The following is a 15,314-nucleotide window of genomic DNA, read 5'->3' as shown; positions in this document are numbered from 1 at the left end:
GAGAGGGATGGCGCATACAGGAAACCCCGGCGAGAGAGGCCGAAGGCCAATTCATGACCATGACTGATCCGATCGCAGACATGCTGACGCGTCTGCGTAACGCGAACTCGGCGTACCACGACTCCGTGGTGATGCCGCACAGCAAGATCAAGTCGCACATCGCCGAGATCCTCCAGCAGGAGGGTTTCATCACCGGCTGGAAGGTCGAGGACGCCGAGGTCGGCAAGAACCTCGTCCTGGAGCTGAAGTTCGGCCCGAACCGTGAGCGTTCGATCGCCGGCATCAAGCGCATCTCCAAGCCGGGTCTGCGCGTTTACGCGAAGTCCACCAACCTGCCGAAGGTTCTCGGCGGCCTGGGCGTGGCGATCATCTCCACGTCCCACGGTCTCCTGACCGGCCAGCAGGCACAGAAGAAGGGCGTGGGTGGGGAAGTCCTCGCCTACGTCTGGTAGTCGGGAACGGAGGAAAAGCTCATGTCGCGAATCGGCAAGCTCCCCATCCAGGTTCCCGCCGGTGTGGACGTCACCATCGATGGCCGCACGGTCACCGTGAAGGGTTCCAAGGGAACGCTCACGCACACCGTCGCCGCGCCGATCGAGATTGTTAAGGGCGAGGAGGGCGTGCTCAACGTCACCCGTCCCAACGACGAGCGTCAGAACAAGGCCCTGCACGGCCTGTCCCGCACGCTGGTGGCGAACATGATCACCGGTGTGACCCAGGGATACACCAAGGCGCTCGAGATCAGCGGTGTCGGTTACCGCGTGGCCGCGAAGGGCTCCAACCTGGAGTTCCAGCTCGGTTACAGCCACCCGATCCTGGTGGAGGCGCCCGAGGGCATCTCCTTCAAGGTCGAGTCGCCGACCAAGTTCTCGGTCGAGGGCATCGACAAGCAGAAGGTCGGCGAGGTCGCCGCTAACATCCGCAAGCTGCGCAAGCCCGACCCGTACAAGGCCAAGGGCGTCAAGTACGCGGGCGAGGTCATCCGCCGCAAGGTCGGAAAGGCGGGTAAGTAAGCCATGGCATACGGTGTGAAGATCGCCAAGGGTGACGCGTACAAGCGCGCCGCCATCAAGCGCCGCCACATCCGCGTCCGCAAGCACGTCTCCGGTACGCCGGAGCGTCCGCGCCTGGTCGTGACGCGTTCCAACCGCCACATCGTGGCTCAGGTCATCGACGACATCGCGGGCCACACGCTCGCCTCGGCGTCGACCCTGGACACCTCGATCCGTGGTGGCGAGGGCGACAAGAGCGCCCAGGCCAAGCAGGTCGGTTCCCTGGTCGCCGAGCGCGCCAAGGCCGCCGGCGTCGAGGCCGTCGTGTTCGACCGTGGTGGCAACAGGTACGCCGGGCGCATTGCCGCTCTGGCTGACGCCGCCCGCGAGGCCGGGCTGAAGTTCTGAGCCCCGGTTCCGGGACTAACGGACGTAACAGAGAGAGGTAATTCCAATGGCTGGACCCCAGCGCCGCGGAAGCGGTGCCGGTGGCGGCGAGCGGCGGGACCGGAAGGGTCGCGACGGTGGCGCAGCTGCCGCCGAGAAGACCGCGTACGTTGAGCGCGTTGTCGCGATCAACCGCGTCGCCAAGGTTGTCAAGGGTGGTCGTCGCTTCAGCTTCACCGCGCTCGTCGTGGTGGGTGACGGTGACGGCACCGTAGGCGTCGGTTACGGCAAGGCCAAGGAGGTGCCGGCCGCCATCGCCAAGGGTGTTGAGGAGGCCAAGAAGCACTTCTTCAAGGTCCCCCGTATCCAGGGCACCATCCCTCACCCGATCCAGGGTGAGAAGGCTGCCGGCGTCGTTCTGCTCAAGCCCGCCGCCCCCGGTACCGGTGTTATCGCCGGTGGCCCGGTGCGTGCCGTGCTCGAGTGCGCGGGCGTGCACGACATCCTGTCGAAGTCGCTCGGCTCGGACAACGCGATCAACATCGTGCACGCGACCGTGGCGGCCCTCAAGGGCCTGCAGCGTCCCGAGGAGATCGCGGCTCGCCGTGGTCTGCCCCTCGAGGACGTCGCCCCCGCGGCTCTGCTCCGTGCGCGTGCGGGAGCGGGTGCGTAATGGCCCGCCTCAAGATCACGCAGACGAAGTCGTACATCGGCAGCAAGCAGAACCACCGCGACACCCTGCGCTCGCTCGGGCTCAAGCGCCTGAACGACGTGGTCGTCAAGGAGGACCGCCCCGAGTTCCGCGGAATGGTGCACACCGTCCGCCACCTCGTGACGGTCGAGGAGGTCGACTGACATGGCGGAGAACAACCCGCTGAAGGTCCACAACCTCCGTCCCGCCCCGGGCGCCAAGACCGCCAAGACCCGTGTGGGTCGTGGTGAGGCGTCGAAGGGTAAGACGGCCGGTCGTGGTACCAAGGGCACCAAGGCCCGTTACCAGGTTCCGGAGCGCTTCGAGGGTGGGCAGATGCCCCTCCACATGCGTCTCCCGAAGCTCAAGGGCTTCAAGAACCCGTTCCGCACCGAGTACCAGGTCGTGAACCTGGACAAGCTCGCGGCCCTCTACCCCGAGGGTGGCGAGGTCACCGTTGCCGACCTGGTCGACAAGGGCGCCGTGCGCAAGAACAGCCTCGTCAAGGTCCTGGGCCAGGGCGAGATCTCCGTGGCGCTGCAGGTGACGGTCGACGCCGTCTCCGGCTCCGCCAAGGAGAAGATCGCCGCCGCCGGCGGCACCGTCACCGAGCTCGTCTGAGTCCCGGTTCGACAGCACTGAGCCTGGCCGGTTCCCCTCGGGGAGTCGGCCAGGCTTTTGCGTGCGTGCGTGGCGGTGGTCAGGCCACGGCCGAGGCGAGTCCCCGGGCCTTGAGGCAGGCCTGGAGCCGGCTCTCGACCTTGAGCTTGGCAAGTACCTGGCTCACGTACATCTTCACCGTGGCCTCCTTGATGCCCAGAAAGCTCCCGATGCGGTGGTTGCTCATCCCGTCGGACAGCAGATCGAGCACCTGCTGTTCTCGGGGTGTCAGCTGCGGGAACCGCGTGCGGTACTCGGTCAGCTCCTCCGTCATGTTGCGGGGGAAGTACGTGAATCCCGCGAGGGCGGCGGACAGGGCGCGGTTGAAGTCCTCCGGCGTTGCCGTGCTGGGCAGGAACCCGTGGAGACCGGCCGAGACGCTGGACGGCGTGATGCGGGTGCGGGCCGCATAGCCGAAGGAGATGAAGCGGACGGCGCGGTTCCCCGCCCGCGGCCGGACGACGGTGGTCAGGTCGCCGTCGGGTGAGTCGGCCGCGCCGAGCAGGATGAGGTCCGGCGCGGCGTGGCCGACAGCCTCGGCCAGGCCGCTGAAGGCGCACGTGCTGATCGCCTTCACGTACGAGAACTCTTTGACGATCTGGACGATGCCGAGAGTGCGGGTCGGGCTGTCGTCGACGACAAGGACATGGGCCTGTGCATGGTTTGGTGTGCTCATTTCCCCCACTTCGCGATCGCTGCCGAGGGCGGGTGTACGTTCCCCCGTTCCCGCCCCCATGGGTGATCACGACTGTAGCGACGCCGGTTGCATGAGCACAGTCAATTGAGCAGTACCTAATGTTCCGGTTCAGGACGCCCCGGTGGACGGCCTGCAGGTCGGCCAGCCCGCTCGCCACTCCGGGAGATCGGAGTGCTCGCTGATCCGGGTGCCGCTGATCGTGGAGCCGATCGAGCCGTCCGGCCCCTTGATCTCGACGATCCGGTCCGGATAGGGGCCGCCGAGGTCGGTGTACGTCATACGCATCATGCCCGTGGGCGTCTCCCACCGGCTCGCGCCGCCGGCGACCTTCTTCGCGTCACGCGGGACGTCGGGAGGCCCGAAGTACGCCCGCAGGATCACCTCCAGGCTGTCCGGCTTTGGTGCGGGAGTGGGCTCATCCATGGTTGTACAGGACGCCCAGCTCCGAGCAGTGATGGACTCGGGGCGGTCGGCACGCCAGCGGCGTTCCTCCGCGATCCGTCCGTCGAGGGTGATGACGAAGTGGAGCCTGCTGACCGCGTCGCCTCGGTGCTCGGCGAACATCTCCACCTTCTGATTCGCTGTCACGGGCTGGTCGGTGTCCAGCGCCACCGCCTCCGTGAACTCGATGCGGGCGACGGACGCCTCGGTCCCGCCGCCCTCGTCACCCGCGCTCCGTCCCGCGTCGGGGGCGCCGACGGTGACGGCCACGACCGTGGCCGTCACCGCGGCACAGCCCGCGAGGGCCATCCACAGACGCTTCACGTCAGCAGGCGAAGCGGCGTTCCGCGCTGGTTGCCGAGGCGACGCGGGCCGGACTGCCGCCTCGGACGGAGCCCTTGGTGCGGTATGTGAACGTGCCCTTGCCCTGGCACTTCCACTGGAGGTAGCTCGTGGAGCGGTTGCCGACCCACTCCGTACCGGCGACGCGGGTCCAGCCGTGCCAGCGGTGGTACTGCAGCAGCGCAGCGTTGTACCAGCCGCTGCAGTTGTTCACGGTCGCGTACTTGCCGCGGGCGTGGTCGCTCCTTCCGGTGCTCGAAATGTTCTCCTTCCACGGCGTGTACACCCTGAGGTGGCAGCCTGCGGCGGCGGCCTGCGGTGCGGCGGCCGGTGCGGCGGACTCCGGCGCGTCGGCGGTCCCAGCCGTGGCGGTGGTGGCGCCCATCAGCAGGGCGACGCACGCGACGCCCGCGACGGTGAGTGACTTCTTCACAGGTAATTCCCCCAGAACGATGGTCGTTACGATGAGCGGCTCCGGCCGGTCGGTCCGGAACTGCTCGAACAGTCTTCTGAGGGCGGGATGCCGTGTCATCACGGCTCTTGGTCGGGATGGGTACTCGACTAAAGTCCGATGTCCGACAGCCGGAGGGTCGCCAGCGACCGGTACGGGGTTGACGGGCCTCGGAGACGTTTCCCGCTGGCTGTACGGCCGGGTATGGTAGCGGCTGTTAGCTTGCCCGGCAGTCTGCGCTTCTGGCGTGCGGCTGCCGTGTTCTGTAATCGCTCACATACAAACCGTCACCCTCACGCGCGTAACGCGGGGGTCGCAGGAGGCACCGTGCTCACCGCGTTCGCCCGGGCGTTCAAGACGCCCGACCTGCGCAAGAAGCTGCTCTTCACGCTGGGCATCATCGTTCTGTACCGGATCGGGTCACACATCCCGGTTCCCGGTGTCAGTTATCAAAATGTCCAGATCTGTGTCGACGCGGCCACGAAGGGCAGCAACAGCCTGTTCGGGCTGGTGAACATGTTCAGCGGCGGAGCGTTGCTGCAGATCACCATCTTCGCGCTCGGCATCATGCCGTACATCACGGCGAGCATCATCCTGCAGCTGCTGACCGTGGTCATTCCGCGGCTGGAAGCCCTCAAGAAGGAGGGGCAGTCCGGCACGGCGAAGATCACCCAGTACACGCGTTACCTGACGGTGGCGCTGGCCGTACTGCAGGGCACCGGCCTTGTCGCTACCGCCCGGAGCGGCGCTCTGTTCGCCGCCTGCCCCGTCGGCAACGAGATCGTGCCGGACCAGTCGATCTTCACGACGGTCGTAATGGTCGTCACCATGACCGCCGGTACCGCCGCCGTCATGTGGCTCGGTGAGCTCATCACCGACCGGGGCATCGGCAACGGCATGTCGATCCTCATGTTCATCTCGATCGCCGCCGGCTTCCCGGGCGCGCTGTGGAAGATCAAGCTCGAGGGGGACCTGGCCGAGGGCTGGATCGAGTTCGGCACCGTGATCCTCGTCGGATTCGCGATGGTGGGGCTGGTCGTCTTCGTCGAGCAGGCGCAGCGGCGCATCCCCGTGCAGTACGCGAAGCGCATGATCGGCCGCAGGTCGTACGGCGGTACGTCCACTTACATCCCGCTCAAGGTGAACCAGGCGGGTGTGATTCCCGTCATCTTCGCCTCGTCGCTGCTCTACATCCCGGCGCTCGTCGCGCAGTTCTCGAGCTCGCAGTCCGGCTGGAAAACCTGGATCGAAGCCCACTTCGTCAAGGGAGACCACCCCTACTACATCATCACGTACTTCCTTCTGATCGTGTTCTTCGCCTTCTTCTATGTGGCGATCTCGTTCAACCCCGAGGAAGTCGCCGACAACATGAAGAAGTATGGTGGCTTCATCCCGGGTATCCGGGCCGGTCGGCCTACTGCCGAGTATCTGAGCTACGTGCTCAACAGGATCACTTGGCCGGGCTCGCTGTACCTGGGTCTGATTGCTCTTGTTCCGACGATGGCGTTGGCAGGCTTCGGAGGCGCGAACCAGAACTTCCCGTTCGGCGGGACGAGCATCCTCATCATCGTGGGTGTGGGTCTGGAGACCGTGAAGCAGATCGAGAGCCAGCTCCAGCAGCGCAATTACGAAGGGTTCCTCCGCTGATGCGAATCGTCCTCGTCGGACCGCCCGGTGCCGGCAAGGGAACGCAGGCCGCGTTCCTCGCCAAGAACCTGTCGATCCCGCACATCTCCACGGGCGACCTCTTCCGCGCCAACATCTCCCAGGGCACGGAGCTGGGGAAGCAGGCGAAGGCGTACATGGACGCCGGCAACCTGGTCCCGGACGAGGTGACCATCGGGATGGCCAAGGACCGCATGTCCCAGCCGGACGCGGTGAACGGCTTCCTGCTGGACGGTTTCCCGCGGAACGTGGGTCAGGCTGAGGCACTGGACGGGATGCTCTCCGGCGAGGGCGTCAAGCTGGACGCCGTCCTCGACCTGGAGGTCCCCGAGGACGAGGTCGTCAAGCGGATCGCGGGACGGCGGGTGTGCCGCAACAACAGCGCGCACGTTTTCCACGTGACATACTCCCCGGCCAAGACGGAGGGCGTCTGCGACGAGTGCGGCGGCGAGCTGTACCAGCGCGACGACGACTCCGAGGAGACCGTGCGCAAGCGGCTCGAGGTCTACCACACGCAGACCGAGCCGATCATCGACTACTACCGGGCGCAGAACCTGGTGGTCACGATCTCCGCGCTCGGCAAGGTCAACGATGTGACCGACCGCGCCATGGAGGCGCTGAAGGTGGGCAAGGCCACCGAGGCCTGACCCCTTCCCGCACAAGACTGTGAGTTACGGCCGCGGTGTCCTACGGACGCCGCGGCCGTATCGTTGATTGACCCGAACCCGTTGTTCAGAAAGGCGCCCGCCACAATGGTGCAGATCAAGACCCCCGAGCAGATCGCGAAGATGCGCGAGGCGGGACTGGTCGTCGCCGCCATCCACGAGGCGACCCGCGAGGCCGCGGTGCCCGGCGCCACGACCAAGGACCTCGACGAGGTCGCCCGCAAGGTGATCGCCGACCACGGCGCCAAGTCGAACTTCCTCGGCTACGGCGGGTTCCCCGCGACCATCTGCACCTCCGTCAACGAGGTCGTCGTCCACGGCATCCCGGACGAGGCGACCGTCCTCAAGGACGGCGACATCATCTCCATCGACTGCGGCGCGATCATCGACGGCTGGCACGGTGACGCCGCCTACACCGCCTTCGTGGGCACCGGTCACGCTCCGGAGCTGCTGGAGCTCTCCCGGGTGACCGAGGAGTCGATGTGGGCCGGAATCGCCGCGATGAAGAACGGCAACCGGCTCGTCGACATCTCCCGTGCCATCGAGACCTGCATCCGCCGGCAGCCGCGCCCCGCGACCGGCAAGTACGGGATCATCGAGGACTACGGCGGCCACGGCATCGGCACGGAGATGCACATGGACCCGCACCTGCTGAACTACGTCGCGCGCAAGCGCGGCCGCGGCCCGAAGCTGGTGCCCGGCTTCTGCCTCGCCATCGAGCCGATGGTCTCGCTCGGCACGGCGAAGACGGAGGTCCTCGCCGACGACTGGACCGTCGTCACCACCGACGGCACCTGGTCCTCCCACTGGGAGCACTCGGTCGCGCTGACCGAGGAGGGTCCGCTGGTCCTCACCGCCCGCGACGGCGGCCGGGCGAAGCTGGCCGAGCTGGGTGTCACGGCGGCGCCGGACCCTTCCCCTCGGCCCTGAGGGCCGGGGGAGACCCCTATGGCTTGACGATCTCCCGCAGTGGGCAGACTAAGGCCGATTCGTCTTTTGGATGGCCCTGACGTAGACTGATGCGTCGGCTCTCGTGTATCCGTGTGTCCGCATACGGGACGAGAGTCGATCAAGGTAGCCGATTCGAAAGGCGAAGCGTGGCCAAGAAGCAAGGTGCCATCGAAATCGAGGGCACCGTGATCGAGTCCCTCCCGAACGCCATGTTCAAGGTGGAGCTCCAGAACGGTCACAAGGTCCTCGCGCACATCTCCGGCAAGATGCGGATGCACTACATCCGTATCCTCCCGGACGACCGGGTCGTGGTGGAGCTCTCTCCGTACGACCTGACGCGTGGCCGGATCGTCTACCGGTACAAGTAGATCTTGTCGCACCTCCTCGCGAGGTGCCGACTCTGACCCGGAGAACCTCACATCCCATGAAGGTCAAGCCGAGCGTCAAGAAGATCTGCGACAAGTGCAAGGTGATCCGCCGTCACGGCCGGGTCATGGTCATCTGCGACAACCTGCGCCACAAGCAGCGCCAGGGCTGACGCACGACCACCTGCACTCGCAGTTCGCGCGACGCAAGTAAATACGTACATACGCAGAGCACGCCTGACCACGGTCGGCGACACCTCCGGTGGAGGCCGGGGACCTGGTCCGTACCTCCCTCTCTTGTCCAAGGGGCGGCGGCCACGGAACGGCTCTGCGGAAGACCTCCGACTACATCAGGAGCCATGAATGGCACGCCTTGAAGGCGTTGACCTTCCGCGCGACAAGCGCATCGAGGTCGCCCTCACCTACGTTTTCGGCATCGGCCGCACCCGGTCCCAGGAGACCCTCGCCGCCACCGGTGTCGACCCGAACACCCGCGTTCGTGACCTCGCCGAAGAGGACCTGGTCAAGATCCGCGAGTACGTGGACGTCAACTTCCAGACGGAAGGTGACCTCCGCCGCGACGTCCAGGCCAACATCCGCCGCAAGGTCGAGATCGGCTGCTACCAGGGTCTGCGTCACCGCCGCGGCCTGCCGGTCCACGGCCAGCGCACCAGCACGAACGCGCGTACCCGCAAGGGCCCGCGTCGCGCCATCGCCGGTAAGAAGAAGCCGGGCAAGAAGTAGTCCTCAGCGGACGCTCATCAGCGGTCTTCGCTGTAGGACCGACCACCTCCGTAGGAGTTAAGACATGCCCCCCAAGGGACGTCAGGGCGCTGCCAAGAAGGTGCGCCGCAAGGAAAAGAAGAACGTCGCTCACGGCCACGCGCACATCAAGAGCACGTTCAACAACACGATCGTGTCCATCACGGACCCGACCGGCAACGTGATCTCCTGGGCCTCCGCCGGCCACGTCGGCTTCAAGGGCTCGCGCAAGTCCACCCCCTTCGCCGCGCAGATGGCCGCCGAGTCGGCCGCCCGCCGCGCGCAGGAGCACGGCATGCGCAAGGTCGACGTCTTCGTCAAGGGTCCCGGCTCCGGCCGTGAGACCGCGATCCGCTCCCTCCAGGCCACCGGCCTCGAGGTCGGCTCGATCCAGGACGTCACCCCCACGCCGCACAACGGCTGCCGTCCCCCCAAGCGCCGCCGCGTCTGACGCACGGCTGCTTGACTGCTTGACCAGGTGTTCCGGGCGGTACGACCCGAAAGGGACGTACCGCCCGTACCCTGTATCAGAGGACGTCAAATAGCGGGCGTCCACGACTGAAGGAAAACACCATGCTGATCGCTCAGCGCCCCTCGCTGACCGAAGAGGTTGTCGACGAATACCGCTCGCGGTTCGTCATCGAGCCGCTGGAGCCGGGCTTCGGCTACACGCTCGGCAACTCCCTCCGCCGTACGCTCCTCTCCTCGATCCCGGGTGCGGCGGTCACGTCCATCCGCATCGACGGTGTCCTGCACGAGTTCACCACCGTGCCGGGCGTCAAGGAGGACGTCACCGACCTCATCCTCAACATCAAGCAGCTGGTCGTCTCCTCGGAGCACGACGAGCCGGTCGTGATGTACCTGCGCAAGCAGGGCCCCGGCCTGGTCACCGCTGCCGACATCGCCCCGCCGGCCGGCGTCGAGGTGCACAACCCCGACCTGGTGCTCGCCACGCTCAACGGCAAGGGCAAGCTGGAGATGGAGCTGACCGTCGAGCGCGGTCGCGGCTACGTCTCCGCCGTGCAGAACAAGCAGGTGGGCCAGGAGATCGGCCGGATCCCGGTCGACTCCATCTACAGCCCCGTGCTCAAGGTCACCTACAAGGTCGAGGCGACCCGAGTCGAGCAGCGCACCGACTTCGACAAGCTGATCGTCGACGTCGAGACCAAGCAGGCCATGCGCCCGCGTGACGCCATGGCGTCCGCCGGCAAGACCCTGGTCGAGCTGTTCGGCCTGGCCCGCGAGCTCAACATCGACGCCGAGGGCATCGACATGGGCCCGTCCCCCACGGACGCCGCCCTCGCCGCCGACCTGGCGCTGCCGATCGAGGAGCTCGAGCTCACCGTTCGTTCGTACAACTGCCTCAAGCGTGAGGGCATCCACTCCGTGGGTGAGCTCGTGGCGCGCTCCGAGGCCGACCTGCTCGACATCCGCAACTTCGGTGCGAAGTCGATCGACGAGGTCAAGGCGAAGCTGGCCGGCATGGGCCTGGCCCTCAAGGACAGCCCGCCCGGATTCGACCCGACCGCCGCCGCCGACGCCTTCGGCGCCGACGACGACGCGGACGCGGGCTTCGTCGAGACCGAGCAGTACTGAGAAGGCTTGCGGGGGGCCTCGGCCCCCCGCACACCCTCCGGCGACCGCCAGGAGGGCACTGACACCGGTACCTGATACGGCCGGTGCAGATCACAAGGAGAAACCCCATGCCGCGTCCCACCAAGGGAGCCCGTTTCGGTGGCAGCGCCGCTCACGAGAAGCTGCTTCTCGCGAACCTGGCGAAGTCGCTGTTCGAGCACGGCCGCATCACCACGACCGAGGCCAAGGCCCGCCGCCTGCGTCCGGTCGCCGAGCGCCTGATCACCAAGGCGAAGAAGGGCGACATCCACAACCGTCGTCTGGTGCTGCAGACGATCACGGACAAGGGCATCGTGCACACGCTCTTCACCGAGATCGCTCCGCGTTACGCCGAGCGTCCGGGTGGCTACACCCGTATCACCAAGATCGGCAACCGTCGTGGCGACAACGCCCCGATGGCTGTGATCGAGCTCGTCGAGGGCGAGATCGCGAAGAAGGCGACCGTGGCCGAGGCCGAGGCCGCCACCAAGCGCGCGGTCAAGGAGGACGCCCTCAAGAAGGACGCGTCCGACGAGGCCGCGGAGGCGAAGGCCGACGAGGCTCCGGCCGAGCCCGCCGCGGAAGCGGCTGGTGACAGCGAGAAGGACGCCTGAGCCTGATTTCAGGTTCGTCGAGCGGGCCCGTTCCCACTGGGGGCGGGCCCGTTCCGCGTGAGTTGAGAGGATGGATCGCGTGAGCGACGAGGTGGAGCCCGGCTTCGTGCGGGTGCGGCTGGATCTTTCGTACGACGGCAGGGACTTCTCCGGCTGGGCCAAGCAGGCCGGTGGCCGGCGGACCGTGCAGGGCGAGATCGAGGACGCGCTGCGGACGGTGACGCGCTCGCGGACCACGTACGAGCTGACCGTCGCCGGACGCACCGACGCCGGCGTGCACGCGCGCGGCCAGGTGGCGCACGTGGACCTGCCCGAGGAGCTCTGGGCCGAGCACCGCGACAAGCTGCTGAAGCGGCTCGCCGGGCGGCTCTCGCGCGATGTGCGGATCTGGAGCGTGGCGGAGGCGCCCGTGGGGTTCAACGCCCGCTTCTCGGCGATATGGCGGCGCTACGCGTACCGGGTGACGGACAACCCAGGCGGCGTCGACCCGCTGCTGCGGGGCCATGTGCTGTGGCACGACTGGCCGTTGGACGTGGCCGCGATGAACGAGGCCTCGGCCGGGCTGGTCGGGGAGCACGACTTCGCGGCGTACTGCAAGAAGCGCGACGGCGCGACGACCATCCGCACGCTCCAGCAACTGTCGTGGGAACGCGACCCGTCCGGCGTCGTCACCGCGACCGTGAAGGCCGACGCCTTCTGTCACAACATGGTGCGCTCGCTGGTCGGCGCGCTGCTGTTCGTGGGCGACGGGCACCGGCCCGTCGAGTGGCCCGCGCAGGTCCTGGCCGCCGGAGTGCGGGACTCGGCCGTCCATGTCGTACGGCCGCACGGGCTGACGCTGGAGGCCGTCGGCTACCCGGCCGACGCGTTGCTGGCCGCCCGCAACAAGGAGGCCCGCAACCGTCGTTCGCTGCCCTCGGTCCCGTCCGTCCCGCTACTGGGCGGCTGTGGAAACTGCGGCTGAGGCCTGCGCCTCGCCGCGGCGCAGGATCTGACGGAACGTGAACTCACCGAGGTCGTCGCCCGTCCGGAAGGCCTTGGTGTCGCCCTTGGTGACGGACTTGGCCGTGGTGTAGCCGGTGGTCGTGAAGTAGGCGTAGCGGCCGTAGGAGTTGAAGGTGGTACGGCAGACCGGCCCACCCTTGCAGAAGGTCGGCACGCCCGCGCCCGGCAGCGGTACGACACTGCCCGACGCCTGCTGCAGCGCCTTCTTCGCCTTCGCCGCGTTCTCGAAGGTGGCCACGGCGACCGTGACGGCGATGCCGTCCTTGCTGTACGTGGCGCGGAAGACCTGTTCGCAGCCGTTGTTCTCCAGAGCGCCGGTCAGACCGCCCTTGACCGCGGACGCGCAGTTGCCGGTGCGGGACAGGGTGCCCTTGTCGTAGACGCGGTCGCCCATCGTCAGCTTCTTGCCGGGGAAGAGGGACGTCGCGCTCAGCGGCAGCGTGTCCTTCTTCCGGTCGGATATGAAGTCCCTCGGGTCCGGCGGCGGCAGCGGCGCCACGGAGGAGAAGGAGGGCTCCGGAGCGGTCGTGTTCTGCGGCAGGTCGGCCGGTGCGGGGAGCTGACTGCTGTCCTTGTCCGAGGCGTTGTCGCCGCTGTCCTTGTTGGACGTGACGATCGCGGTCGCCACGGCGCCGGCGATGAGCGCGGTCGCGAGCGCGCCACCGCCCACCATCAGCCAGCGCTTGCGGCGGGTACGGGCGGCGGAGGCTTCGGCGAGCGCGGCCCAGTCGGGCGTGCCGGAGTCACTGTCCGGCCGGCCGCCGAACGGGTCGGCGGCGTCCCGGCCGTACGGTGCCTGCCCGTGGCCGTACTGGTTCGGCCGGCCGTGTTCGTTCTGTCCGTACTGGCCCTGGTTGTACGGGTTCTGGTTCTGTCCGCCGGAACCCCACTGAGGCCCCCCCTGCCCAAAGCTCATGCCGCGCATCCTAAACCTGTTGGGCGGGGGCGGTCTCTGCCGTCAGAATCGGCGCCATGGGACATGTAGAAGCCGGGCATCTCGAGTACTACCTGCCGGACGGCCGTCCGCTCCTCGCGGACGTCTCGTTCCGGGTGGGCGAGGGCGCGGTCGCGGCGCTGATGGGGGCCAACGGCGCCGGCAAGACCACACTGCTGCGGCTGATCGCGGGGGAGATCCAGCCGCACGGCGGCTCGGTCACCGTCAGCGGCGGGCTCGGGGTGATGCGGCAGTTCGTCGGCTCCGTCCGGGACGAGCGCACGGTGCGTGACCTGCTGGTCTCGGTGTCCCAGCCCCGGATCAGGGAGGCGGCGGCCGCCGTCGACGCCGCCGAGCACGCGATCATGACCGTGGACGACGAGGCCGCGCAGATGCGGTACGCGCAGGCCCTGAGCGACTGGGCGGAGGCGCGCGGGTACGAGGCGGAGACCCTGTGGGACATGTGCACCACGGCGGCGCTCGGAGTGCCGTACGAGAAGGCCCAGTGGCGGCAGGTGCGGACCCTCTCCGGCGGCGAGCAGAAACGCCTGGTGCTGGAGGCGCTGCTGCGCGGCCCCGACGAAGTGCTGCTGCTCGACGAGCCGGACAACTATCTGGACGTGCCGGGGAAGCGGTGGCTCGAGGAGCGGCTGAAGGAGACCCGTAAGACGGTCCTGTTCGTCTCCCACGACCGGGAGCTGCTGGCGCGGGCCGCGCAGCGGATCGTGGCCGTGGAGCCGGGACCCGCAGGGTCGGACGTATGGGTGCACGGCGCGGGCTTCGCCACGTTCCACGAGGCGCGGCGGGAGCGGTTCGCGCGCTTCGAGGAGCTCAAGCGGCGCTGGGACGAGGAGCACGCCAGGCTGAAGGCCCTGGTGCTGCGCCTGCGGCAGCAGGCGGCGAACAGCCCGGACATGGCCTCCAGGTACCGGGCGATGCAGACCCGCTTCAAGAAGTTCGAGGAGGCCGGCCCGCCGCCGGAGCCGCCGCGGGAGCAGGACATCAGGATGCGGCTGCGCGGCGGACGGACGGGTGTGCGTGCGCTCACCTGCGCCGGGCTGGAGCTCACCGGGCTGATGAAGCCGTTCTCCCTGGAGGTCTTCTACGGGGAACGGGTGGCGGTGCTGGGCTCCAACGGCTCCGGCAAGTCGCACTTCCTGCGGCTCCTGGCGGGGGAGTCCGTCGCGCACTCGGGGGAGTGGAAGCTGGGCGCGCGTGTCGTTCCCGGGCACTTCGCCCAGACCCACGCCCACCCCGAGCTGCTGGGCCGCACTCTCGTCGACATCCTGTGGACGGAGCACGCCAAGGACCGGGGCGGGGCGATGTCGGTCCTGCGGCGGTACGAGCTGGAGCGCCAGGGGGACCAGCCGTTCGAGAAGCTGTCGGGCGGCCAGCAGGCCCGCTTCCAGATCCTGCTGCTGGAGCTGGCGGGCACGACGGCGCTGCTGCTGGACGAGCCGACGGACAACCTGGACCTGGAGTCGGCGGAGGCGCTCCAGGAGGGCCTGGAGGCGTACGAGGGCACGGTGCTGGCGGTCACGCACGACCGCTGGTTCGCGCGCTCCTTCGACCGGTACCTGGTCTTCGGCTCCGACGGGGTCGTCCGGGAGACGCCGGAGCCGGTGTGGGACGAGCGCAGGGTCGAGCGCGCGCGGTAGCTCCCGACCCGTCCGGGCCCGCCCACCGCGCTCCGCGCGGTGTTTCGGGGGCTCCTCCCCTACGCCTGGCGGGGTGGGGGCCCCACCGTGCCCCCGCGCCTCAATCGCCGGCCGAGGCTGCTGTGCAGCCCGGCCGGCGATTGAGGCCACCGCGCGGAGCGCGGTACCGGGGTCGGGGCGAGCCCCGGACACCGTCCGGCGGGCGGCCCGGGGCCCGGGGCCTGCGCCGCCACGCGGCTGAGCCGCACATCGGTACAGCGGGAAGGGGCGGGGGAGGGGAGACGCACCGCGCAGCGGCCGCCCGCGGACGGCGCCGGGGACCTGTTTTGACCCGCCAGGGCCCCCACGGGTATTCTGCTGGTTCGTTATGCGTATTGGCTTGCTCTATCTCACGTGAGGGGCCCTTACGCCGGTCCACCG

21 protein-coding genes are annotated in these 15,314 nt (G+C 68.1%); 17 read left to right on the top strand and 4 right to left on the bottom strand.

Annotation, left to right across the window (positions count from 1 at the left end; translation table 11 throughout):
• Nucleotides 1-53: 53 nt before the first annotated feature.
• The 6 genes from rpsH to rplO are packed head-to-tail and all read left to right on the top strand — an operon-like array spanning nucleotide 54 to nucleotide 2,691.
• The gene (gene rpsH / locus OGH68_RS22090; protein WP_005313538.1) at nucleotides 54-452 is read left to right on the top strand and encodes a 30S ribosomal protein S8; all 399 of its coding nucleotides are present in this window, start codon (nucleotides 54-56) and stop codon (nucleotides 450-452) included.
• A 21-nt stretch (nucleotides 453-473) separates the two neighbouring features.
• Nucleotides 474-1,013 (top strand): 50S ribosomal protein L6, encoded by a 540-nt coding sequence (gene rplF, locus OGH68_RS22085; RefSeq protein WP_100108607.1) that lies wholly within the window; start codon nucleotides 474-476, stop codon nucleotides 1,011-1,013.
• Nucleotides 1,014-1,016: 3 nt separating this feature from the next.
• Nucleotides 1,017-1,400, top strand: a complete 384-nt coding sequence (gene rplR / locus OGH68_RS22080; protein ID WP_100108608.1) for a 50S ribosomal protein L18 — start codon at nucleotides 1,017-1,019, stop codon at nucleotides 1,398-1,400.
• Nucleotides 1,401-1,446: 46 nt separating this feature from the next.
• Nucleotides 1,447-2,052 (top strand): 30S ribosomal protein S5, encoded by a 606-nt coding sequence (gene rpsE, locus OGH68_RS22075; protein WP_018847493.1) that lies wholly within the window; start codon nucleotides 1,447-1,449, stop codon nucleotides 2,050-2,052.
• Complete coding sequence (rpmD, locus tag OGH68_RS22070; RefSeq protein ID WP_005313525.1) at nucleotides 2,052-2,234, top strand: 50S ribosomal protein L30; 183 nt, start codon at nucleotides 2,052-2,054, stop codon at nucleotides 2,232-2,234. The genes rpsE and rpmD overlap by 1 nt, the downstream gene beginning before the upstream one ends.
• Before the next feature lies 1 nt (nucleotide 2,235).
• Nucleotides 2,236-2,691, top strand: coding sequence for a 50S ribosomal protein L15 (gene rplO / locus OGH68_RS22065; protein ID WP_264246569.1), 456 nt, complete (start codon nucleotides 2,236-2,238; stop codon nucleotides 2,689-2,691).
• A gap of 79 nt (nucleotides 2,692-2,770) precedes the next feature.
• Here the strand turns inward: rplO and OGH68_RS22060 are convergent, their stop codons facing one another.
• The 3 genes from OGH68_RS22060 to OGH68_RS22050 all read right to left on the bottom strand — a co-directional run bounded on the left by OGH68_RS22060 (nucleotide 2,771) and on the right by OGH68_RS22050 (nucleotide 4,643).
• Nucleotides 2,771-3,406, bottom strand: a complete 636-nt coding sequence (locus tag OGH68_RS22060) for a LuxR C-terminal-related transcriptional regulator (RefSeq protein ID WP_264246567.1) — start codon at nucleotides 3,404-3,406, stop codon at nucleotides 2,771-2,773.
• Between the two features lie 129 nt (nucleotides 3,407-3,535).
• Nucleotides 3,536-4,192, bottom strand: a complete 657-nt coding sequence (locus tag OGH68_RS22055) for a hypothetical protein (protein ID WP_264246565.1) — start codon at nucleotides 4,190-4,192, stop codon at nucleotides 3,536-3,538.
• A gap of 1 nt (nucleotide 4,193) precedes the next feature.
• Complete coding sequence (locus tag OGH68_RS22050) at nucleotides 4,194-4,643, bottom strand: hypothetical protein (RefSeq protein WP_264246562.1); 450 nt, start codon at nucleotides 4,641-4,643, stop codon at nucleotides 4,194-4,196.
• 345 nt (nucleotides 4,644-4,988) lie between these two features.
• Between OGH68_RS22050 and secY the strand changes: the two genes are divergently transcribed.
• The 10 genes from secY to truA all read left to right on the top strand — a co-directional run bounded on the left by secY (nucleotide 4,989) and on the right by truA (nucleotide 12,261).
• Nucleotides 4,989-6,308, top strand: a complete 1,320-nt coding sequence (gene secY, locus OGH68_RS22045; RefSeq protein WP_264250213.1) for a preprotein translocase subunit SecY — start codon at nucleotides 4,989-4,991, stop codon at nucleotides 6,306-6,308.
• A complete protein-coding gene (locus tag OGH68_RS22040; protein ID WP_264246560.1) occupies nucleotides 6,308-6,973 on the top strand; it encodes an adenylate kinase in 666 nt (221 codons plus the stop codon). The genes secY and OGH68_RS22040 overlap by 1 nt, the downstream gene beginning before the upstream one ends.
• Before the next feature lie 105 nt (nucleotides 6,974-7,078).
• Nucleotides 7,079-7,921 (top strand): type I methionyl aminopeptidase, encoded by an 843-nt coding sequence (gene map, locus OGH68_RS22035; RefSeq protein ID WP_264246558.1) that lies wholly within the window; start codon nucleotides 7,079-7,081, stop codon nucleotides 7,919-7,921.
• A gap of 167 nt (nucleotides 7,922-8,088) precedes the next feature.
• On the top strand, nucleotides 8,089-8,310 hold the full coding sequence (infA, locus tag OGH68_RS22030) for a translation initiation factor IF-1 (RefSeq protein ID WP_003956442.1): 222 nt from the start codon (nucleotides 8,089-8,091) through the stop codon (nucleotides 8,308-8,310).
• A gap of 56 nt (nucleotides 8,311-8,366) precedes the next feature.
• A complete protein-coding gene (rpmJ, locus tag OGH68_RS22025) occupies nucleotides 8,367-8,480 on the top strand; it encodes a 50S ribosomal protein L36 (protein ID WP_003956441.1) in 114 nt (37 codons plus the stop codon).
• Between the two features lie 190 nt (nucleotides 8,481-8,670).
• Nucleotides 8,671-9,051: a 30S ribosomal protein S13 gene (rpsM, locus tag OGH68_RS22020; protein WP_264246556.1), complete on the top strand. Its 381-nt coding sequence runs from the start codon at nucleotides 8,671-8,673 to the stop codon at nucleotides 9,049-9,051.
• A 64-nt stretch (nucleotides 9,052-9,115) separates the two neighbouring features.
• Entirely contained in the window at nucleotides 9,116-9,520 is a 405-nt protein-coding gene (gene rpsK / locus OGH68_RS22015) for a 30S ribosomal protein S11 (RefSeq protein WP_003948617.1), read from the top strand.
• Nucleotides 9,521-9,642: 122 nt separating this feature from the next.
• Nucleotides 9,643-10,665, top strand: a complete 1,023-nt coding sequence (locus OGH68_RS22010; RefSeq protein ID WP_003956430.1) for a DNA-directed RNA polymerase subunit alpha — start codon at nucleotides 9,643-9,645, stop codon at nucleotides 10,663-10,665.
• Between the two features lie 107 nt (nucleotides 10,666-10,772).
• Nucleotides 10,773-11,297, top strand: coding sequence for a 50S ribosomal protein L17 (gene rplQ, locus OGH68_RS22005; protein WP_264246555.1), 525 nt, complete (start codon nucleotides 10,773-10,775; stop codon nucleotides 11,295-11,297).
• Between the two features lie 79 nt (nucleotides 11,298-11,376).
• Nucleotides 11,377-12,261: a tRNA pseudouridine(38-40) synthase TruA gene (truA, locus tag OGH68_RS22000; protein ID WP_264246554.1), complete on the top strand. Its 885-nt coding sequence runs from the start codon at nucleotides 11,377-11,379 to the stop codon at nucleotides 12,259-12,261.
• Here truA and OGH68_RS21995 read toward each other — a convergent pair.
• Nucleotides 12,232-13,218: a hypothetical protein gene (locus OGH68_RS21995; RefSeq protein WP_264246552.1), complete on the bottom strand. Its 987-nt coding sequence runs from the start codon at nucleotides 13,216-13,218 to the stop codon at nucleotides 12,232-12,234. The two genes, truA and OGH68_RS21995, sit on opposite strands and share 30 nt — an antisense overlap.
• A gap of 56 nt (nucleotides 13,219-13,274) precedes the next feature.
• Here OGH68_RS21995 and OGH68_RS21990 point away from each other — a divergent pair, with 56 nt between their 5' ends.
• Nucleotides 13,275-14,894, top strand: coding sequence for an ABC-F family ATP-binding cassette domain-containing protein (locus OGH68_RS21990; RefSeq protein ID WP_264246550.1), 1,620 nt, complete (start codon nucleotides 13,275-13,277; stop codon nucleotides 14,892-14,894).
• The last annotated feature ends 420 nt before the right edge of the window (nucleotides 14,895-15,314 follow it).

The organism is Streptomyces peucetius (genome assembly GCF_025854275.1).
GTDB lineage: Bacteria > Actinomycetota > Actinomycetes > Streptomycetales > Streptomycetaceae > Streptomyces > Streptomyces peucetius_A.
The sequence above is the reverse complement of the archived record's forward strand: the minus strand, read 5'-3'. Positions and strand labels throughout refer to the sequence as shown.